Origin of the sequence: Halobacillus sp. A1 (assembly GCF_024189295.1) — a bacterium.
GTDB lineage: Bacteria > Bacillota > Bacilli > Bacillales > Halobacillaceae > Halobacillus_A.
This window is the reverse complement of the sequence record NZ_JAIZEN010000001.1, coordinates 260,110-279,766: the sequence shown is the minus strand read 5'-3', so window position 1 is coordinate 279,766 and position 19,657 is coordinate 260,110. Positions and strand designations below refer to the sequence as shown.

The 19,657-nt window shown below is 42.1% G+C and carries 16 protein-coding genes; 3 read left to right on the top strand and 13 right to left on the bottom strand.

Annotation, left to right across the window (positions count from 1 at the left end):
* Positions 1-13 precede the first annotated feature (13 nt).
* From LF817_RS01315 to LF817_RS01305, 3 genes are read right to left on the bottom strand one after another with little or no spacing between them, the layout of a single operon-like run.
* Positions 14-2,248 (bottom strand): transglutaminase TgpA family protein, encoded by a 2,235-nt coding sequence (locus tag LF817_RS01315; RefSeq protein WP_253933951.1) that lies wholly within the window; start codon positions 2,246-2,248, stop codon positions 14-16.
* Positions 2,248-3,513, bottom strand: coding sequence for a DUF58 domain-containing protein (locus LF817_RS01310; RefSeq protein WP_253933950.1), 1,266 nt, complete (start codon positions 3,511-3,513; stop codon positions 2,248-2,250). Before LF817_RS01310 ends, LF817_RS01315 begins: the two co-directional genes overlap by 1 nt.
* The gene (locus LF817_RS01305; RefSeq protein ID WP_253933949.1) at positions 3,510-4,475 is read right to left on the bottom strand and encodes an AAA family ATPase; all 966 of its coding nucleotides are present in this window, start codon (positions 4,473-4,475) and stop codon (positions 3,510-3,512) included. Before LF817_RS01305 ends, LF817_RS01310 begins: the two co-directional genes overlap by 4 nt.
* Before the next feature lie 551 nt (positions 4,476-5,026).
* Between LF817_RS01305 and LF817_RS01300 the strand changes: the two genes are divergently transcribed.
* Complete coding sequence (locus tag LF817_RS01300; RefSeq protein WP_253933948.1) at positions 5,027-5,851, top strand: CAP domain-containing protein; 825 nt, start codon at positions 5,027-5,029, stop codon at positions 5,849-5,851.
* 758 nt (positions 5,852-6,609) lie between these two features.
* Here the strand turns inward: LF817_RS01300 and LF817_RS01295 are convergent.
* On the bottom strand, positions 6,610-8,220 hold the full coding sequence (locus LF817_RS01295) for a long-chain-fatty-acid--CoA ligase (protein WP_253933947.1): 1,611 nt from the start codon (positions 8,218-8,220) through the stop codon (positions 6,610-6,612).
* A gap of 236 nt (positions 8,221-8,456) precedes the next feature.
* A complete protein-coding gene (locus tag LF817_RS01290) occupies positions 8,457-9,209 on the bottom strand; it encodes an SDR family NAD(P)-dependent oxidoreductase (RefSeq protein ID WP_253933946.1) in 753 nt (250 codons plus the stop codon).
* A 426-nt stretch (positions 9,210-9,635) separates the two neighbouring features.
* Here LF817_RS01290 and LF817_RS01285 point away from each other — a divergent pair, with 426 nt between their 5' ends.
* Together LF817_RS01285 and LF817_RS01280 are read left to right on the top strand one after the other, a co-directional pair.
* The gene (locus LF817_RS01285) at positions 9,636-10,247 is read left to right on the top strand and encodes a superoxide dismutase family protein (protein WP_253933945.1); all 612 of its coding nucleotides are present in this window, start codon (positions 9,636-9,638) and stop codon (positions 10,245-10,247) included.
* A gap of 338 nt (positions 10,248-10,585) precedes the next feature.
* The gene (locus tag LF817_RS01280; RefSeq protein WP_253933944.1) at positions 10,586-11,212 is read left to right on the top strand and encodes a BMQ_0737 family morphogenetic spore coat protein; all 627 of its coding nucleotides are present in this window, start codon (positions 10,586-10,588) and stop codon (positions 11,210-11,212) included.
* Positions 11,213-11,255: 43 nt separating this feature from the next.
* Here the strand turns inward: LF817_RS01280 and pseI are convergent, their stop codons facing one another.
* From pseI to LF817_RS01240, 8 genes are all read right to left on the bottom strand, one after another.
* Positions 11,256-12,302, bottom strand: a complete 1,047-nt coding sequence (pseI, locus tag LF817_RS01275) for a pseudaminic acid synthase (protein WP_253933943.1) — start codon at positions 12,300-12,302, stop codon at positions 11,256-11,258.
* Positions 12,299-12,859 carry a UDP-4-amino-4,6-dideoxy-N-acetyl-beta-L-altrosamine N-acetyltransferase gene (gene pseH, locus LF817_RS01270; protein ID WP_253933942.1) on the bottom strand — a complete coding sequence of 187 codons (561 nt, stop codon included), beginning with the start codon at positions 12,857-12,859 and terminating at the stop codon, positions 12,299-12,301. Before pseH ends, pseI begins: the two co-directional genes overlap by 4 nt.
* A gap of 4 nt (positions 12,860-12,863) precedes the next feature.
* Complete coding sequence (pseG, locus tag LF817_RS01265; protein WP_253933941.1) at positions 12,864-13,952, bottom strand: UDP-2,4-diacetamido-2,4,6-trideoxy-beta-L-altropyranose hydrolase; 1,089 nt, start codon at positions 13,950-13,952, stop codon at positions 12,864-12,866.
* On the bottom strand, positions 13,949-14,671 hold the full coding sequence (locus tag LF817_RS01260; RefSeq protein WP_253933940.1) for a cytidylyltransferase domain-containing protein: 723 nt from the start codon (positions 14,669-14,671) through the stop codon (positions 13,949-13,951). Before LF817_RS01260 ends, pseG begins: the two co-directional genes overlap by 4 nt.
* 4 nt (positions 14,672-14,675) lie before the next feature.
* Positions 14,676-15,866, bottom strand: coding sequence for a UDP-4-amino-4,6-dideoxy-N-acetyl-beta-L-altrosamine transaminase (gene pseC / locus LF817_RS01255; protein WP_253933939.1), 1,191 nt, complete (start codon positions 15,864-15,866; stop codon positions 14,676-14,678).
* Positions 15,867-15,883: 17 nt separating this feature from the next.
* Positions 15,884-16,828 (bottom strand): dTDP-glucose 4,6-dehydratase, encoded by a 945-nt coding sequence (locus tag LF817_RS01250; RefSeq protein WP_253933938.1) that lies wholly within the window; start codon positions 16,826-16,828, stop codon positions 15,884-15,886.
* A gap of 126 nt (positions 16,829-16,954) precedes the next feature.
* Positions 16,955-18,346, bottom strand: coding sequence for a capsular polysaccharide export protein, LipB/KpsS family (locus LF817_RS20325; RefSeq protein WP_253933937.1), 1,392 nt, complete (start codon positions 18,344-18,346; stop codon positions 16,955-16,957).
* 4 nt (positions 18,347-18,350) lie between these two features.
* Positions 18,351-19,598, bottom strand: a complete 1,248-nt coding sequence (locus LF817_RS01240) for a surface carbohydrate biosynthesis protein (RefSeq protein WP_253933936.1) — start codon at positions 19,596-19,598, stop codon at positions 18,351-18,353.
* Between the last annotated feature and the right edge of the window lie 59 nt (positions 19,599-19,657).

Here is a 19,657-nt window from a genome sequence, read left to right as displayed (position 1 = left end):
CCAAAGGCGGGAATCAAGACAATGCTTTTTTAATTAAATTTTCCCATAATTCTGTGACCTTGCTCATTTGTTCTGATCCTTGCTCATTACGGTACAGCATACGTTCATAATGATAGGTGAGCTGACGCATGTCGCTGCTTTGATAACGGGCGTCGACCTGGTTCGCAAAATCTCGAAGCGTCTGGTTGGCATGACGTTTCATCTTTCTCTTTTCAAACACTTTCAAAAGAAAAATATACGCTCGTTCAAATGTGTCTCGACCAGGTTTTTTTCTAATTTGACGACGCAAATAAGCTGCCATTAGACGATGTCTCACGAAAAACAGGATAGCTGCAAGGAATATTAGTAAGGCTGAAGTAATCCAGAGCGGTGTCCAGTTGTTATCGTCACCTGCACCTGCTGCTGCCTCGTCGGATTCAGCTTCTTCCTGCTGCTGCGCCTGGTTTGGATTCTCGCTGTTGTCCTCTTCTGTATCTTCTGTTTCGCCGTCCTCGTCAGTCGAAGTTTCCCCATCATCGCTTTGCTCTACTTCTGTGTAGAAGTCGGCGTTGTTGGCGAATCCTTGTGTGGGTTCAAATGGCACCCATCCTACTTCCGGGAAGTAGACTTCGACCCAGGAGTGCGCGTTTCCACTCGTTACTTCATATACGTTCAAGTTCTGATCCTCGACAGAAGCCGTCTCTTGAGTGAGCTCGCCTCCTGTAAAACCTTTCACCCAGCGAGCAGGGATGTCCTGTGATCTCAGAAGTACTACCATGGAAGTTGAAAAGTTATCGCAGTAGCCTAATTGTGTTTCAAAAAGAAATTGATCGACATAATCTTCGTTTCCTTCGGGCACTTCCACATCTTCAGTCTCGTATTCGAAGTCATTTGCGGCAAAATAGGCTTCTACTGCTTTTGCCTGATCATATCGGTTGTCTTCTCCTTCGATGATCTGACTCCCCAGATTGACTACGCGGTTCGGAAGGTTATCAGGCAATTGGGTATATTGCTCAACAATCTCCTCAGGATCTTCTTCATCCGCTTCGCGAAGCTGGCTGTATTCAAACGACGGCATGTTGTAATCCACCACGTATTCTTCTAATTGAACGGGATCACCGGACTCGAACGTATCGATTTCACCTGTATTGTCATGAAGCTGGAATGATAAGTTCTCGGAGAATTCATCCTGGGAAAACCGGCTGATCGCATCAACACCATATGGGTAGACGAGTTTATTGAAATTCGCCTCTCCGGTAAAATCGAGAAATGAGGTGCGCTCTTCCGTTTCAACATCATCAGTGAATGTTGAGAATTCAAGGTCCCGGGAGGTCACTTCACTAGTTTCCTCCTCTAACGTATCTTCCCACCCTTTACCAGTATAGGTGTCTTTCGATTCGACCCTCCAATACTGCTCATCCTGCGACATAGCTCTAAAAACTGGAGTATCATCCTGAATAAACCCGCCTCCCAGTCTTGAATCATTTTCCCCGTACCCTACTTTCTGTACAGGGCCATTACCTGGTCCGTCTCCTGAACCTGCCCCTGGGTTAGCACTCGTTAAATAAGGCACAGGATCAGGCCATTGCGGCGTTAATTTCGGTGATGCAAACCCAAGAACAGAAGAAAGGATCACCATACTAACAAGGGGAACAACCCAGCGATACGTTACCCGCAAACTTTTGACAGATATAGATTCCTTCTCCATTTCTTTGTAAAAATGAGCTAATCCTAAACTTACCATCGCTAAAATAAATGTTCGAATAATCGCCCATTTCCCATCATATACCGTAAAGGTGTCAACCACAGTAACGTAGATGATAGTCAGGACTACAAAGACAAGCATTCTTTTAGCTATGATGAACCAATAAAACAGCAAGTAGCTCATAAGCCAGAGCAGTATCAAAAATAACAGACTTCTAAACATCGGGGTCATATCCCACCATTGCTGGGATTGAATGACTTGGATGTTATAAAGAATCTGATCATAGACGATCGTGAACCAGCCGCCGCTACAAATTCGTTCCCCAATAAAAAGCCCATCCAGAATAAACAATAAACCGATCAGCTTCAAAGGTACCGAAATCATCCAATTCATTTGTATAAAAGAGATGAAGAAGCAGAAAGCCGCATAAATGTAAAAAATACTTACATTATTAAACTCTCCAATGACATCAAGCGGCATTAACCACTCCATAAACAACAAAAAACCACAGAGATAAATTGTGATTTGATAAAATGATTGGTGGCGATCACTTGTGAGGTTCATTATGTATTCACCTCAAATTCTCTCTTCGTCAGTTCTTCTTCAGAAATGACATTTACAACTATTCCTTTATTGTTGAGCTGTTTGACCAGCTTGTGCTGCTTGAAATCCAGATGCTCGTGAGGCTTTACGTAAAAGAAAACCACTCGTTTACTTTTTTGAGCTAATCGTGTGAGGCTATCCAGCATTTGCGCATCCAAATGGTGACTGACGATCAGTACAACCATCCCCGCCGGCAGCTGTGCCCGCTCTCTTTCTAGTTGTTGAGCAAAAGGCGTTTTCCCTATCGGTTTGATTTCAGCTAAATGATGGCGGATCATATCCCTATGTTTTTGATCATGGCGGAAAGGAAAATATCTTCTTCCATCACCCAGACTCATGAAAGCGACCTGGGACGATTTCGTATGCAGCTCTTCCTGCAATGAGGCAGTGAACTCTACTGCCCCTTCAAAACTTAAAGGAGTGGCAGACTCTTCATGAACAGCATTCAGGATAATCATCATATCCACGCTTTTTTCCTGTTCAAACTCTTTCGTCATCATTTGATTGCTTTTAGCAGTCGTTTTCCAGTCGATCCACGAAAAGCGGTCACCCGGTACATACTCCCTCACACCTGAAACAATGTTTGTATTTTTTTCATTCAATTTAAAGGAAGGGCTGGCCCCTTGCTCAAAGCTGTACGCTCGCTCTTTCAATTGAACCGGCCGTTCATACGGAAAGACGAGCAGATAATTATCCAATTTAAATACGTACTCTTTCTTGATGAAACCAAAGAAATCACCTGTCTTCACGCGTAAAGCACGAAATTGGTGTTCTCCCCTCGGTAACTTTTCTAGTTCATAATCATAACTTATATGGCGGTTGAACCACGGAAATGATATTTTTTTCATTTGCCTCGCTTCGTCCAGGTATCCCTTTTCATCCATATGCCGGTATTTTTCAAAGTGGAGGTCTTTCTTCATTAAGGAGTTCGGAAAATACTCCTCGATCACACAATAATAGAGCGGAAAAGGAAATCCTCTATCGATCGTAACGTGGACTTTCACAGTCTCCCCGGCTGTAGCCAGTCTCTTCGATAACTTACGACTGACATCCCACTTGTCGATCGGGTAAAACGTAAGGGCGATCATGTAAATAAGAAAAGGCAGAAAGCTGTAAAATAGAAACCAGCTTACAAATCCTCCTTGAAACATCGCATAAGAAAACAACACTATAAATAAAAGGGAAACGATCACGATCCTGGCAGTAAAGTGGAGGGTCTGTTTCATTCACTCACATTCCTCTGTACAGGAACTGAGAGTTTAGAAAGAACATCGGCAATAATACCTTCCGGAGAGCTGCCTTCAAATTTCGCCTCAGAAGTCAAAATCATACGGTGGGAAAGAACAAATGGAGCTAAGTACTTTACATCATCCGGCAATACGTAGTCACGGTCTCTGATAAATGCGTACGCCTTTGCCGCTTTCATCAATGCAATTGAACCTCGGGGACTGACTCCTAAATAAACTCCTTCATCATTCCTCGTTCCCCTGACTAAGTCTACGATGTAACGAGTAACAGTAGCATCAACGTAAACTTCTTCAACCTTATCTTGAAGCGCCACCAGCTCTTCTCGACTCAACACAGCTTGTACTTCGTGGATCGGATGGGTCCCGGAGGTACGATTGAGCATCTCCATTTCTTGCTTAGCTGAGGGGTACCCCATTTTCAATTTCAGCAAAAAGCGGTCGAGCTGCGCTTCAGGTAGAGGATAAGTCCCTTCATATTCAATCGGGTTCTGTGTCGCCATGACGAAAAAAGGCTTCTTTAAAGGAACGGCTTCCCCTTCTACCGTTATGCTCGTTTCTTCCATCCCTTCCAATAGAGAGGATTGGGTTTTAGGAGAAGTACGATTAATTTCATCAGCTAACACTATATTTCCTAATATAGGACCTGACCGAAATTCGAACTCTAACGTTTTCGGGTTGTATATTGAAACTCCTGTTACATCGGAAGGCAGTAAATCGGGGGTAAATTGAATACGTTTAAAGTCGCAGTCAAGGGACTTCGCTAAAGTGCGGACAAGCATCGTTTTCCCAACTCCAGGGACATCTTCCAATAAAACATGACCTTTCGCCAATAAAGCTACTATACTTAAAAGCGCTTCTTCGTCTTTACCTATAATAACTTTATTAATATTCCTCAAAACTTCTGAAATCTTTGGTTGATATAAAACCGTCTGGCTACTCATACGTCACACCCCTCATTTATAAAAACACTATTTTCTGAAAACTCATACTTACTGATACTATACTATATCTAAAGTATTACGACAAAACATGTGTAAAGAACAGTATGTTTTTTAACATACGGTAAATATTTGTCTGTTTATAGGGAATTTGCAATTATTTCCGGGGGAATAATTGCAGTTTCTTCAAATCGTATTTAATCATCCAAAAATTCCCTTAGGAGTTTATATATGCGTAACCTTTGTAACATACAAGTAACATTCGTAAACTTCTCCCATCAATTTGAAGTCTGTCAAGTCTAGTTATTTGTTAATATTTATCTTATAAAACATGAATCTTCCAATATGTCATGATGTTCTCAACTACAGAAAATTCAGGTAATCCTTTGTAATCCAAGGACTTATCCTGCCCAATAAGGAAAAACCCCACCCAATTGCCCCATAATAAATCGGGATTCCTTCCCTTTCCATTAATATCCACTAATATTACAAAAAACAGATGGTAGGATGAAGTTGTTGAAAAAACAAAAAACTTTTTAGGAGGAATCAAGTCTATGAAGAAAAAGTCATTGATTGTTTCAGGAGCTCTTGCCCTGTCCCTACTGGCAGCTCCAGCTAGTTCTTTAGCATCTGCAGGAGATAACCAAGGGTTTAAGGTTGAGACCGAATCCTTTAATATAGAAGGTGTTTACGATTGGGTCAATAAAAATGAGGAAGCACTAAAAACGAATAACATACAAGCCATTGACATTCAGTCTTTGCTTGATCAAATGCAGCAAGGTACTCAACAGCCAGCTGAAGCTGACGAAAAGCCTCAAGCTGAAGAACAACCAGCTGAAGCTCCAGCAGAACAGCCTCAAGCTGAAGAACAACCGGCTGAAGCTCCAGTAGAGCAGCCACAGGCTGAAGAACAACCGGCTGAACAGCCAGCCGAAGAGCAGTCTACTCAAGAATCTGCTCCACAAGAAGAGACTACAGAACAAGCTGATGAAGGATCAGAAGTTTCCGCTTTTGAGCAGCAAGTAGTCGAACTGACTAATGAAGAGCGTGCGAAGCAAGGACTGGAGCCGCTTGAATTAGATACAGAACTAAGCGCAGTAGCTAAAGATAAATCTATAGACATGCAGCAAAACAATTATTTCTCACACGACAGCCCGACTCATGGTTCACCGTTTGATATGATGAATGCATATGGAATCGATTATACGACTGCTGGTGAAAACATTGCCATGGGACAAACTTCCCCAGAGGAAGTTGTTCAAGGATGGATGAACAGTCAAGGTCACCGTGAAAACATCATGAACTCATCCTTTACTCACATTGGTGTAGGGCACACTGAAGACGGTAACTACTGGACGCAAATGTTCATCGCTAAATAATATAATATTTTTTGACACACCCACCGGGGGCATGATTCCCGGTGGTTTTTTTAATTAAAGGCTCTGTTGAGCTTCCGTTACTAAGAATAGAGGTTAAAGGTCCGGGAAATTACTCGCTTTCCATGGGCGTACGGTGAGCTTCTTCCGGCTGAAGAGCTGCGAGTTCTCACCATGTACTGTCATCATTTCTCACTTGCGTTTGTGAGCATAACTGAAACAACTGAAGCAGTAATATAATTAAAAAGAGATCCCTGTGATTGAAAACCTTCTTTCGAATAGCTTAGGGAAGAAGGTACAACCTCAATAGAATAGGTTAAACAAGAACTAATTACCATACTGAGAAAGGAAATAATTTTGCATAATCATAAGGTAAGCGTTCTGGTAGGTTCTAACATTATAGTTTAATGAAAACTTCTTCATACTAGACAGAATTGAATGATAGCGATTCCGAGAACATTTATAGCGCATGGGGCGGAGGGAAACGGTGAGACTCCTGTGGGATACGCGGGTTAGGTGAGACCCCGGAAGGCGTAGCCTGAGGAGGCTCAGCGCACGCCCACGGAAAGCGATCCGTTTCCCGGAGTCCCTAACTCTCACTAAAATCTCGGAATTAAGTCTTCAATTATCCTGCCGTATCATTCATTAATTCTATTATGAAAACTAACAACGACTTTTAACATAGTAATAAAAAACTCCCATAAGTTCTTACTAACTCATGGGAGTACAAGTCTAACTATAGAGAGTGGAAGCAGATCGGATCACACTTTACGTGATGACTCTTCGCGTATCGTACGTCTTAAGATCTTCCCTACATTCGTCTTCGGAAGCTCCGTACGAAATTCGATTTCTTTCGGGACACGGTATGCCGCCATATGGTCACGGCAGTATGAAATCAATTCTTCTTCTGAAGCTTTCCGACCTTCCTTCAGAACGAGTACGGCTTTTACACTTTCTCCACGGTATTCATCAGGAATGCCAATGACGACAGCTTCCTGGATATCCGGATGTTCATACAGTACTTCCTCGACTTCCCTCGGATAGACGTTGAATCCGCTTGCGATAATGATGTCCTTTTTTCTGTCTACGATATAGAGGTAGCCTTCATCGTCCATCCTTCCGATATCTCCAGTGTACAACCACCCATCTCTCAGGGCGATCTTGGTTTCTTCTTCCATTTGCCAGTAGCCTTTCATTACTTGAGGCCCACGAATGACCACTTCCCCTTGTTCTCCGACAGGCAATTCTTCCGTGCCCGTTTCGACGTCGACAATTTTATAATCAGTAGAGGGCACACCTATTCCGACGCTGCCCGGTTTCCTTTCCCCGAATAATGGATTGCAGTGAGTGACTGGTGCTGTTTCCGACAGTCCATATCCTTCAAAAACACGGGCACCAGTCTTAGCTTCAAAACTCCTCATCAATTCCTGCGGCATTGGCGCACTGCCGCTATTACATACATTGATGCTCTCTATACCATAATCTTCAGCTTGGGGATGGCTGGTGATCCCGACATACATGGTAGGTACTCCTGGAAACATGGTGGGCTGTTCTTTTTTTATCGTTTCGAGTACTTCTTGTAATTCGAATCGTGGCAGTAAAATACTAGTGGCTCCTGAGAAAATCGACAGGTTCATGCATGATGTCATACCGAACACGTGGAATAAAGGAATGACTGTCAGACATCGTTCCTTTCCCATTTCCATTTCATCCTTAAAATATTCATAGGTCTGAACAACATTAGCAACGAGGTTTCGATGAGTCAACATCGCTCCTTTAGAACGACCGGTCGTTCCTCCCGTATATTGCAATACGGCTAAATCTTCACCAGGCTCAATTTCTACTGGTTCAGGACTGCCGGGAGCTCTTTTTAAGAATGAAGTGAACTCCGCCACATCCTCTGAATACTCATTTTCCTCTCCTAACTCTACTACGATTACATTTTTAATCGATGTTTGCTCTTTGATTTTATCTAAAACTGGCAGAAGCGGAGAATATATGACTATTGTTTCGGCACCTGAATCTACTAAAATGTGCTGAAGTTCGCGATCAACCAGCATAGGATTCACTTGAGTGACAACAGCTCCCGCCTGTAAAGTGCCGTAATAGGCGATTACGTAGTGTGGACAATTAGGCAGCATTATGGCCACCCGGTCTCCTTTTTTACCCCCGGCATCCTGTAAAGATGCTGCAAAAGCGGCGCTCTGAACTGCCAGGGTTCTATAACTTGTTTCATTTCCATAAAAAGATAAAGCAGGCTGGTCAGGATACTGATGAACGGTTTGCTGTAATAAATAAGTAAGAGGGACATTAGGAATATCAACTTCTGTTCGTATATGGCTTGGGTAATGCTCTTTCCATACTTGATTCATTTCATGATTCCTCCCTTTTCAAATTAGGCTGATTTTATGATTTTTCATAATTGCCAAGTTCTTTATCAGGATTACAGTACATGATGAGATCTGACATGGGCATAGCCGAGGTAGCTCACCGTGCTTCCGTCGACAGAGAGTGAATTCCCGACCTTCAACCCCCAAATGAAACACCGAAGATAAATCGAAACTGAAGCTTCCAGAAGAGTTAAAAAGACCACCGCAAAGCTATCAATTTAAAATGTCAGACCTCCCCCGTCTACCATTAACGTCTCCCCCGTTATGTAAGAGGATTGATCTGAGGCCAAAAATACTACCGCTTCTGCTACTTCTTCTGGTTTGCCGATACGTCCCATGGCGTTGGCAGCCGACATAAGCCCCCATTTTCTTTCATCTTGTTTCCAACCATCCACTATTGCTGTATCGATGACACCTGGAGCTACAGCGTTGACACGAACTCCATATCTTCCATACTCTAAAGCGGCATTCTTTGTAAGCGTCACAAGCCCGGCTTTAGAAGCATTGTATGGCCCTACTCTTTTTTTACCTTTAAAACCAAGCAGACTGGAGGTATTAATGATCGCACCCTTCTTCTGGTCCATCATGTGAGGGACAGCATGCTTCATCCCAAAGAACACGCCCTTTAAATTTATATCAACGACGTAATCCCATTCTTCTTCAGTCAACTCATGCAGTTTCTTCTCCTCACCTCCAACGCCTGCATTATTGAATAGTACATCAATACTTCCCAGGTTATGTTCTGCATATGAAATGACTCTTTTAACACTTTCTTCTTTCGCCACATCTATCTTATGAAACAGAGCTTCGCCTCCCCCGGCCTCAATCAATCGCACCGTTTCTTCTCCTTGCTTTTGATTACGGTCGCAGACGAGCACCGACGCCCCCTCTTTTGCCATCAATAATGCCGCAGCTCTTCCAATTCCACTTGCTCCTCCCGTTATAATCGCATTCCTTTTATCCAGCCTCATCATATCCCCCCCAAGTTTCAAGATGCATTGACAGCGCTTTCAATAGTCGTCAAGTATGTATCTTAAAAGGTTAAATCTTTCTTCACAAATAGTTCTTGAAGGTCGAGGAAATTTTGAGCCACCCTGATGATGATAATGACGAAACCATGAAGTATTAGAGCATGTACCCTCCCCTGTCAATGAATCACCATTTATAGAAAGTCATCCAAACTTTTTACTTAGCCCTACAAAATGATCCATCGACATACTAACCAGTTAGTATTGTTTAAGCAAATAATTAGAATGTTCTAATTATTACTATATATTAACTTTTATGAAAATTAAAGGATTTTATATATAGTCAAAAAGATATAATTTGTAAAATATAGGTTTATATGGAACATTCAGCGTCAATTAAATTTACACTAAGATTAAAGGAGTTTTCTCATGAATAAATGGGTTCTATTATTTATGTCACTGGCGCTTTCTTTCCTTTTGGCCGCCTGCAACAGTGGGGATGACACGCAATCAGACGCACCGGATACAGGAGATGAAAACACCTCTCAGGAACAACAAGCAAATACTGATGAAGCAGAGGAGTCCGGTTCTAATGAAATGGTAGCCGTTGAGCTGAGGACCAGTGAAGGGAATGCTGCTGGATCAGCGGAATTAATTGAACAGGAAGACGGGGTACTTATCCATTTACAGGCTGAAGAAATTCCTGAAGGAGACCATGGATTTCATATTCACGAAGCTGGTTTGTGTGAAGAGCCAGATTTTGAGTCGGCTGGCAGTCATTTCAACCCGGATGATGTAAGTCACGGCACACAATCCGAAGATGGTCCTCATGCTGGTGACCTGCCTAATGTGACAGCAGATGAAGAGGGGACTGTGGATGAAGAAGTCACGGCAGAAGGCGTCACATTAAACAAAGGAGAAGCCATGTCCTTACTAGATGGAGACGGGACTGCCCTTGTTATTCATGAAAACCCTGATGATCATGAATCACAACCATCCGGAGATGCTGGGAGTCGTATAGCCTGTGGAGTTATTGAATAATTTGATGAACGGTCACTGCTTGCAAGCAGTGGCTTTTTTTGCATTGTGAAGAAATGTAAATTAAGTCAGCGCATCAGGGTAGAACAGGGAATAGCCGGATGTTCCCCTTTACACTGCGCCCATTGCCGCTCCCCTTTACGTTTGAATTTTTAATTAATGTATTCTATAAATCCAGGAATGTTTTAATATTTATAACTTCCTAATTAAGCATTTCAAGTTCGTCTTTTCCATATAATTATATCAGACTACTTATATAAGAATTTTTTCTTACTGCCACAGCTCCAAATGAAACAAAACGGAAAAATAACGTCAGCATGAGAAATTTGGAGGGGTCTATGATGAAGACAGATCGCCAGGAATTATTATGTGTAAATGTAGATAAAGTTTACGACTGGATCGTAAACGAAGCGTCTTTTGAATTGACTTTAGTTGATGAGGCGCTGCCTGAAGACCTTGAATGTGATGATTTCGACACAGCAGATGTAACTTGTGAAGTAACGCCTAGTAGTGTGGATATTTTAGAACGTGAAGATCGCACGTTCATTATTGATGGTGCTGAAACGATTCTCCAATTAGTTTCCATCCGCAAGAACTTCACGCTCACCCTTTTTATTCCGACCAACCTTAATACTTTGGAAGAGATAGAGTTGGATCTTTCCCGCTGTGAGCAGGTCATTCTCTGTGCCCCTGAAGGTACGGAGATTGATGTTACGTACACTGACGCTGATTGCTTCATATGTACATTGACTTGCGACCCTGGAGACACATCATTCGGGGCGACGATCGATGCGATTATTAACGTGAGTTTATGCCAAAGCATCCAATCCACATTCCCTGTCACCGTTGAAGTCTTGACTGAATTCTGTGAGCCTAGAGAAAATCTCCCCACTCCATGTCCAGCCCCTATTCGACCGCCACAATGCCCTGTCATCTTCCGTTCCAGTGAAGAAGAGGGTGAAGAGTGAGTGAACTAAAAAAAGAGGAAGCCAAGGCTTTCTCTTTTTCTATTTATATCAGTTTCCAGCTCACCGGTGTTCCTTTTTTAATATCTGCAGCAGCTTTCTTGCCTAGTATAATATCCATATACTTAGAAGGTAATCCGTAGCCTGGGCGAATAGCTCTTATATTTTTCTTAGTGAAAACTTCCCCGGCTTTTACATCCTGGACTACATATAAAGTTCGGCGATATTGTCTTGATGAGCTTTCACTGGCGGTCTGTCCATAACTGACCTCCCCGAGTGCCTCCCAAGCTCTCTTAGACTCGTCGACAAGAGCTTGCAATTCCTCAGGCTCCATAGAAAAGGCTGAATCCACTCCTCCCTCTTTTCTTGATAAGGTCAAGTGTTTTTCTATGACTACTGCTCCTAAAGCTACACTTGCGACAGCCGCCCCTAACCCAAGCGTATGGTCAGATAGTCCAGTGTGGCACTTAAATAATGTTTTCAAGTGAGGGATGGTGCGGACATTAGAATATTCGGGAGTGGCCGGATAGGTACTTGTGCATTTTAATAGAATCAGGTCGCTGCATCCAGATTCTCTTGCCGTACGTACCGCCTCATCTATTTCAGCTACTGTAGCCATGCCAGTTGAAATGATTAATGGTTTGCCCGTTTTTGCCGCTTTCCGAATCAAGGGTAAATCGGTATTTTCAAAGGAAGCAATTTTGTAGCATGGAACGGAAAGGGATTCCAAAAAATCAACAGCTGTTTCATCAAAAGGAGAGCTGAAGCCCAGGATTCCAAGCTCCGCACAACGGTCGAAGATGGGCTGATGCCATTCCCAGGGCGTGTGGGCCTGCTCATACAGTTTATATAAAGATGAATGATTCCATTGATTATTTTCATCCAATGAAAAATCTCCTTGAGAGAGATCGAGTGTCATCGTATCTGCTGTATAAGTTTGCAGTTTTAATGCGTGCACCCCTGCACTAGCTGCTTTCTCCACGATTTCTAAAGCTTTTTGTAAGGATTGATTATGGTTTCCTGACATTTCCGCAATGATGAAAGGAGGATGGTCTCCACCAATTATTTTGTCCTTAATTACAATAGAGTTCATGCTTCCTTCCCCCCCATCTCTCCTAACAACCTTTGTTTCACATGCGGCCATTCATCTTTAAATATTCTCATAGGAATGACATCCATAAACCTCTCCGTCTTCCATACATGCTTTTGAAACCGCCCCTCTTCCTGGAAGCCCATCTTCTTATGAAAGTTCAAGCTTCGACTGTTGGCTTCCAGCACTTCTGCGCATACTTTACGGAAACCCTTCTTGTCAAAAATATAATCTAAAGCTAGTATACCTAATGCCGTCCCCGCCCCCCTCGGAGCCGGATCGGCACCTATATAAAAACCCCACATACATTTATTATTTCTCGTATCGATGTTTGAAAAGTTGACGAGTCCGAGCGGCGTTTCATCGTGAATAAACAACTTAGCAATGACGCTCTTTTGCTCCTCTATTTTTTTGTACCATGCAAGATGCTCTTCCATCGTAATTTCATGATCACTGTACATTGCTTCCTTAATTACTGGTGAGTTCCGCCATGTTAAAATCAAGTTCAAATTAGATTTTTCTACATTCTTTAATGTATATCTGTGCAAATCTGCAGCCATTCCATCATCCCTCCATTATATGCCGAATTACAGCTCCTTCTTTGTGATTACTTATGAGTGCCAGCGCTGCTTCAGCCATTCGCTTGATTTCAGAAGGGTTTTTTAGAAGGCGTTCCAAGCATTTCGCTATTTCACTCTCCCCCACGTTTTCACTTTTCCCTAAATGACATATCGCCCCTTTATCTGCCAACAATATTAGAATTTCAGATTGATTTACCGCCATTTCTATGGTTACAGCAGGTAACCCAAGATAGCACCTTTCCCACGTCGTGCTTCCTCCGCCTCCGAGCGCCAGGTCAGCACGAAGCATAAGATCAGCCATATAATCGATCTGGCAATGATAGGTGATGTTAGGAAAACCTTCACACATGTCTTTGATTTTTTTCTTTTTCAGATTCGTCTCGCCAACTACAACATCGACGTAAAAATCTATCGTATGCAAATGTTTTAAAGCATTCATAGCTTTTATAGTTTCATTTGTCGGATCACTTCCGCCAAACGCTATAAGTACTCGTTTCACCTTCCCTTTTCTATTGTGAAGCCGGCTTCTGGCTTTCCGGAATTCTGGACGGAACAATATATATGAGGGACCCAGCAGAGATAAAGAAGATTCAGGCACCAGACCTGTGTAGCGATTTTCCATATTTTTATAAAGGTTTTGATCCAAAAGAATATCACACACATGGGGACGGTCAGCTAAGTCATCAATGACCATGATTTTCCGCACCGAACTCTTCATTTGTTCTTCCCACTTGGCATCAATGGCATAGTGGTCAATAATCAGCCAGTCGATTGGTTGTTCATTATTGAGATATTCCTTTGTCTGTTTACTATCTACCCTCCAGTCTGTTCGCAGCCAGTGTACATGAGGATGGTCCGGGCTTTCCCCTACATGGGCTGCTCCACTGTAAGGCAGCACATAAACTGAAAAGTTTTTCTTTTTTATCAAATGAATGAGGTCCCCTTTTAACTCACGGCAAATGAATGTAACACTTGCTCCAGCATTCCTTAATTGCTCTGCCAGTGTCAGACAGCGCATCACATGACCTGTTCCGATTTCTGAAGAGGCATCTGTCCGGAATATAATTTTCATGTTTTTTTCTGCTCGATATGACGGTTTAATAAACACCATTCAGGGTGACGCTGCAGGAGCGCAAGTGAATCTTCGAGTGTGAAATGAGGATTTAAGGGGTAAAGCTTCTCAATAATACGTCTCACCAATTGAAAATCTTCTTCTGTATCTACAGTCCACCGATGGCGGCTCTGGTCTTTTTGATAGGATACATTTTCACAAGTGAAGCGGGCGTCCTTGATCATATAGGAAGTTACGTGTTCACGATCTGATTTCTCTTTGGCTTCTTGATGACTGATCTGTAACGTTGAAATAGAAAAAACTTCTGTATCCATTCCTCTTGGATATGACCTTATCAATGTATTAGAAACGTAAGACCAGCTGCCGTTCAAGTAAACATCAGTTACTCGATCAACGACATGAGGGTCGATAAGCGGGCAATCAGAAGTCATACGCACGATCACATCCGAATTGAACCTTACCGCCGCTTCATAATACCGGGCAAGCACATCTTCTTCAGAACCCCTGTAACACTCTACCGACAATTGCTGCGCCAGTCGTTCAATCGGATCATCACCGACCTTACTGCTTGTAGCTATTATAATCTGGTCGATAAGCTTGCAGCGTTTAAGACGTTCAATCTGATATTCCAGAAGAGGCTTTTGTAAAACCTTCTTCAGCACTTTACCAGGTAAACGAGTCGACCCCATGCGTGCTTGAATAATCGCTGCTACCTTCACTACATCACCTCAAATAATAGGAAACTACTTTATTCACGCCTTTAATCACACTCTTTACGTCACTTTCTGTCATAGCAGGAAATAAAGGAAGAGTGATCATAGACTCATACAATTCCTCAGCATAGGGACATAAACCTTTGTTGTACCCTTTCTGTTTATAATAGGGATGCAGGTGGACTGGGATGTAATGGACATTCACTCCGATATTTTCTTTTTGAAGTGCTTCAAACACTTCTCTACGGGAAGCTCTCAGCCGATCAGTCTGGAGCTTAATGACGTACAAATGCCAACTGGAATCGGTGCCTTTTGATTGTTCTGGGATAATGACTGATTCAACCTTTTCAAATGCTTTGTTGTACATACTTACATATTTTTTGCGGAGTCCAATAAATGACGGAAGCTTTTTCAATTGACTGACACCTAAGGCAGCCTGGATATCTGTCATTCGATAGTTAAAGCCTAAGTGCTTCATTTCGTAATACCAGGGTCCATGATTCTCTGTTAATTGTTCTTGCTGACGTGTTATTCCATGATTCCTAAATAAGATCAATTTTTCATAATACTGACGGTGGTTGGTCGTGATCATCCCGCCCTCACCGGTCGTCGCGTGTTTGACCGGGTGGAAGCTGAACATCGTCATATCACTTAGAGAACCGACCATCTTCCCTTTATATTTTGCTCCTAAAGCATGAGCTGCATCTTCAATGATGGTAAGTCCATACTTGTTTGCCAGTGCAGTGATTTCATCATAAGCAGCAGGTTGTCCTGTGAAGTCTACAGGGATGATCGCCTTTGTTCGTTTCGTAATATTTTTTTCTATGGATCCGGGGGAGATGTTGTAGGTGGCAGGATCAATGTCGGCAAAAACCGGCTGACCACCAACATAGAGGACGCAATTGGCACTCGCTGCAAAAGTCATGGAAGTGGTGATGACTTCATCACCTTCCGCAATTCCTGCAGCGAAACATGCCGCATGAAGCGCTGCTGTACCATTCGAAAAAGTGACGGCATATTGTGCTCCAGTATAAGCTGCGAGTTCTTTTTCAAAGGCTGAAATCATAGGACCTGTCGTTAAAAAGTCGCTCTTCAATACATCAGTTACCGCTTTTACGTCCTCGTCATCTATCCACTGCCTCCCATAAGGAAGATAATGACTGCGCACAGGCTTGCCTCCATGAATCGCTAACTTTTCCATATGAGATTGACTCCTTATTAAATAAGGTTTGTGGACCCGATCCACTCTTCTGTACGCTTCAGTCCGTTCTCTAAGCTGAACTTAGGTTTCCACCCTAATAACTTCTCTGCTTTACTGTAATCACAAAGCAATTTTTGAATTTCACTTTGAGGGTGAATGTGTTTGACGTGCTGTATTTTTAAAGGATCGGAGATAATCAGCTCTGCTAAATCGTTGATACTGATATCTCTCCCTAACCCCGCATTCAGAATTTCACCGTTCACCTTATTTGAATATCCCGCTTCCACAACAAAACGGGCACAATCCTCGACATAGAGCAAATCCCTCGTCTGTGTGCCATCTCCATAAATTTGAATCGATTTCCCTTTCAGTTTATTTTTCAGGAAAATGGCGACCACGCCGCCTTCGCCTCCAGTTTTTTGAAAAGGACCATAGGTGTTGAAGGGGCGGACAACTAACGCCGGCAGTCCATAGGCAAAATAATAAGAAAGCACCATATTTTCCGCTGCGATTTTTGCCCCTGCGTAAGGTGAAGCCGGTTTAATGGCATCCTTTTCGTTAATTCCTGCAGGCGTCAAAGCACGGTCATAAACCATACAAGTACTCATAAACACAATCTTCACTTTATGTTTTTTGCACTCTTCCAATATATTAAACGTTCCTACGGTATCATTCTCGAAGGTAGTTTTCGGGTCGTCAATACTATCTTGCACGTTGATGCTTGCAGCCAAATGATAGCAAATATCAAAATCCTTTAAGAATAAATCAGTAAGCAAAGAAACATCTTTGATGTCCCCTTGAATAAATTTCTTGAAGTTTTTCTCACTCAGCATATCAGTAATATTTTCGATCCGTCCGTTAGATAAATCATCCAGGACCCATACTTGATGCCCATCATCCAGAAGCTTTCGAACAACCCATCTTCCTATAAATCCTGCACCGCCTGTGACGAGAACTCTCAAATCGAACTCCCCCTCTTCAATCCCTTCAGAGCCATCCTATTTCAATTCAAGATAAAATATTCATAGGATTTACAAAGAGCGAACTCAGATTTAGTTCTTGAGAGGTTTGTGATCTTTATAAGTTGTTCAAGTGGTCAACGTATTTATCAGCCGGATCAGTCTTCCAGTGGATGACTGATCCGGCTCAGGATAATACGCCTTTAAGAGTTCAGATTGATCACTTAGCGATGAGTGAGTGGATTTCAAATAGCTGCATACCTTGTTCGTTAATGCAAGTGGATTGTGATCAAGCAAATGATCCATCGCACCGAAATATTCTGTAGTACTCTCCGTTTTTATCCCCCAAATAAATACAGTTTTCCCTGCCAAAAGAGCCTCCAAAGCAACTGTCGAAGGATAGCTCACCACCGCATCAACATGGCGCAGCAGATCATATAAATGAAGATCATGAGGCGGAACGTATAAATTAGGATATCTTTTCTTAAGGATTTTTGTCTCCTTTGGGCTGCCACGAGGTTTTATTATGAGATTTACATCCCCGTTTTTAGACAACTCATGGATAATGGTCCGAGTTACAGCGGTTTCTTCATGATGACCGACAAGTAAGACAGACTTCTTCGTTTTATCGATGTTTGTTTTCTTAATAAACTGTTTGAGGGACAGTTTATTTCCCTTGCGAATATCATCAAACCGGGGGTGGCCGATAATCTTAAGCTCTTCCTCACGCACTCCCCTCTGTTTATACCAATCCACTTCAAATTCCCCGTACACAGCTTGAACATCAGCAACTTTCGGCATGTAACCGAACTCCAATGCAATGATCCCGTGCTGCATACAGATGCTGGGCACCCCCATCTCAAGCGAAGCTATAGCCAACGCTCGGCTCTCCGGAAGGTTGGTACTGCCAAGAATGATACAAGAGGCAGGAATTTTATCGAAAAGTGCCCGCGCTGCACTCATACTTTCCACGACATCTGGTATTTGCTTCATCAATCGGTTCTTGAACTCATCATGTGCAAAAATCGGATGATCTTTATTCATCTGCAATGCTTTAATTGTCTTTTTCTTGTAGTATTTGACCAGCTTCGATGTATCCATTTTATAATCGGTAAGGCTTTGAATCGGGATTTTATCGTTATTATTTCTCAGTTTTGTACGGTTTTTGATAATCAATGTATGTTCAGGATCGAACTTTCTCCAACTCGTTTCCGGAAACCTCAACAGCTTGTCATGAAAAATGACTTTCTTTCCCCTGTTACTCCGAGGTTTGGTGCTTTTAAATGGCTGCAGGAAAGACTCGAAGTACTTCTGAATTTGTTCTGCATCTTGAAGCTGGCATATAGAAATTTCTGTAAATGATTCTGATTTCAAGTATTTATTGATGAAAGGATCTCCTTTTACCAGTCCATAAAAATGGCATAACAGCCCTACAGGTATGTCATTGAATCCTTTGAAAACTTCTAAAAAGTCAAAGTATAGAGACCAATAGTTTTTATCAAAAGTGCGGATGACTTCCACCCCATTATTTAACAGACTCTATAACAAAAAGCCGATCGGATAGTTTTCGGATAGACACTCTATTTTTATTACCTTCGACTTCATCTATCTTATAAAAAAAACGTTTGATCTCTTCTTCACGGAAATATGGGAATCTATATTTGATATGTTTGCTTTTCACATCGCTGACGATGCTTGTAGAAAAAGGCTTTGCTGTGACCTTGCATCGAGCAAGTAATTCCAAGATATTTTCATAGGCGTAGCCATTCTCATGATAATAACGAGCTAAATGTTCTGTTCTCTTTACATTGGGTTGTAGATTCAAAATTGATTGAATATGTCCGCATACCTCTTGAAAATCGAAAGCCTGTAAACTGACTTCATTAGGTAATGCTACATCATATAACTTGGACTGAACCGGCTTGAAAGATATGACTGGTTTATCTAATATGGAGGCCTCTATTCCTGTCGTACAACCGTTATGAATGACAAGCTTAGAAGCGAGGATCCAATGAATCACGTTCCCTTCATGAATGATATGAACATTCGGATCGGTAGAGAAAGCTCTGCGGTAGGATTGAAAGTCTTCTGCGGGGTGGGGGCGAATGACAAGCTTAAACTGAGGGTAAGTTTTTCTTAGTTTTTTTATCATCTCAATAAAATGAACATAGAGCTGTCTAATGTAATCGGTGTGCGATCCTTTTTCGGCTTTTTTCTTACCGTTGATATGATTGTATAAAGTAAAGCGAGTATTTATAAGTATAAATTCTCCATATTTTTTTCGGAGGCGCCCGGTTTCATCTTCGTAAAGACTGCGGAATTTAGGTTTCAATAAGTCAAATCTTAAACTGCCTGTGCTCGTGCATTTGGAGCTTATTCGAGGATAAGCAGCGCGTATCAAGTCTCTTTGATAATCGCCCCAACAGAATTCCTGTGAAACCATCTTTAAAACGTCTTCTTTCATTCGCGTCTTTAAATAATCAATTGAATTATGAAAGATCAACCCTTCCTCATCCATCTCTACAATTTCGTGTCCCAGCTTTTTCGCTTTGCTGATGATCCTTTTTCTATGGGAATGGGGGTACCCCTTTGAAAAAAAGATACCCTGTGCGAATGAGGATAAAGATTTCTCAACGGCTAATTGTTCCCCGATGATGACACGATAATTTTGTTTGGTTGCATAATATGCAAATAGGAGCTTGGATTCTAATTCCCTGGATTTAATTTCGATAGGTATATAAAGTGTTTTTTTAGCCTTTGAGAGGTGATTCATTGAACTTCCACCCTTCTTCCAACTTGTAAAGAGTGTATGATTGCAACTAACTTTTTAGT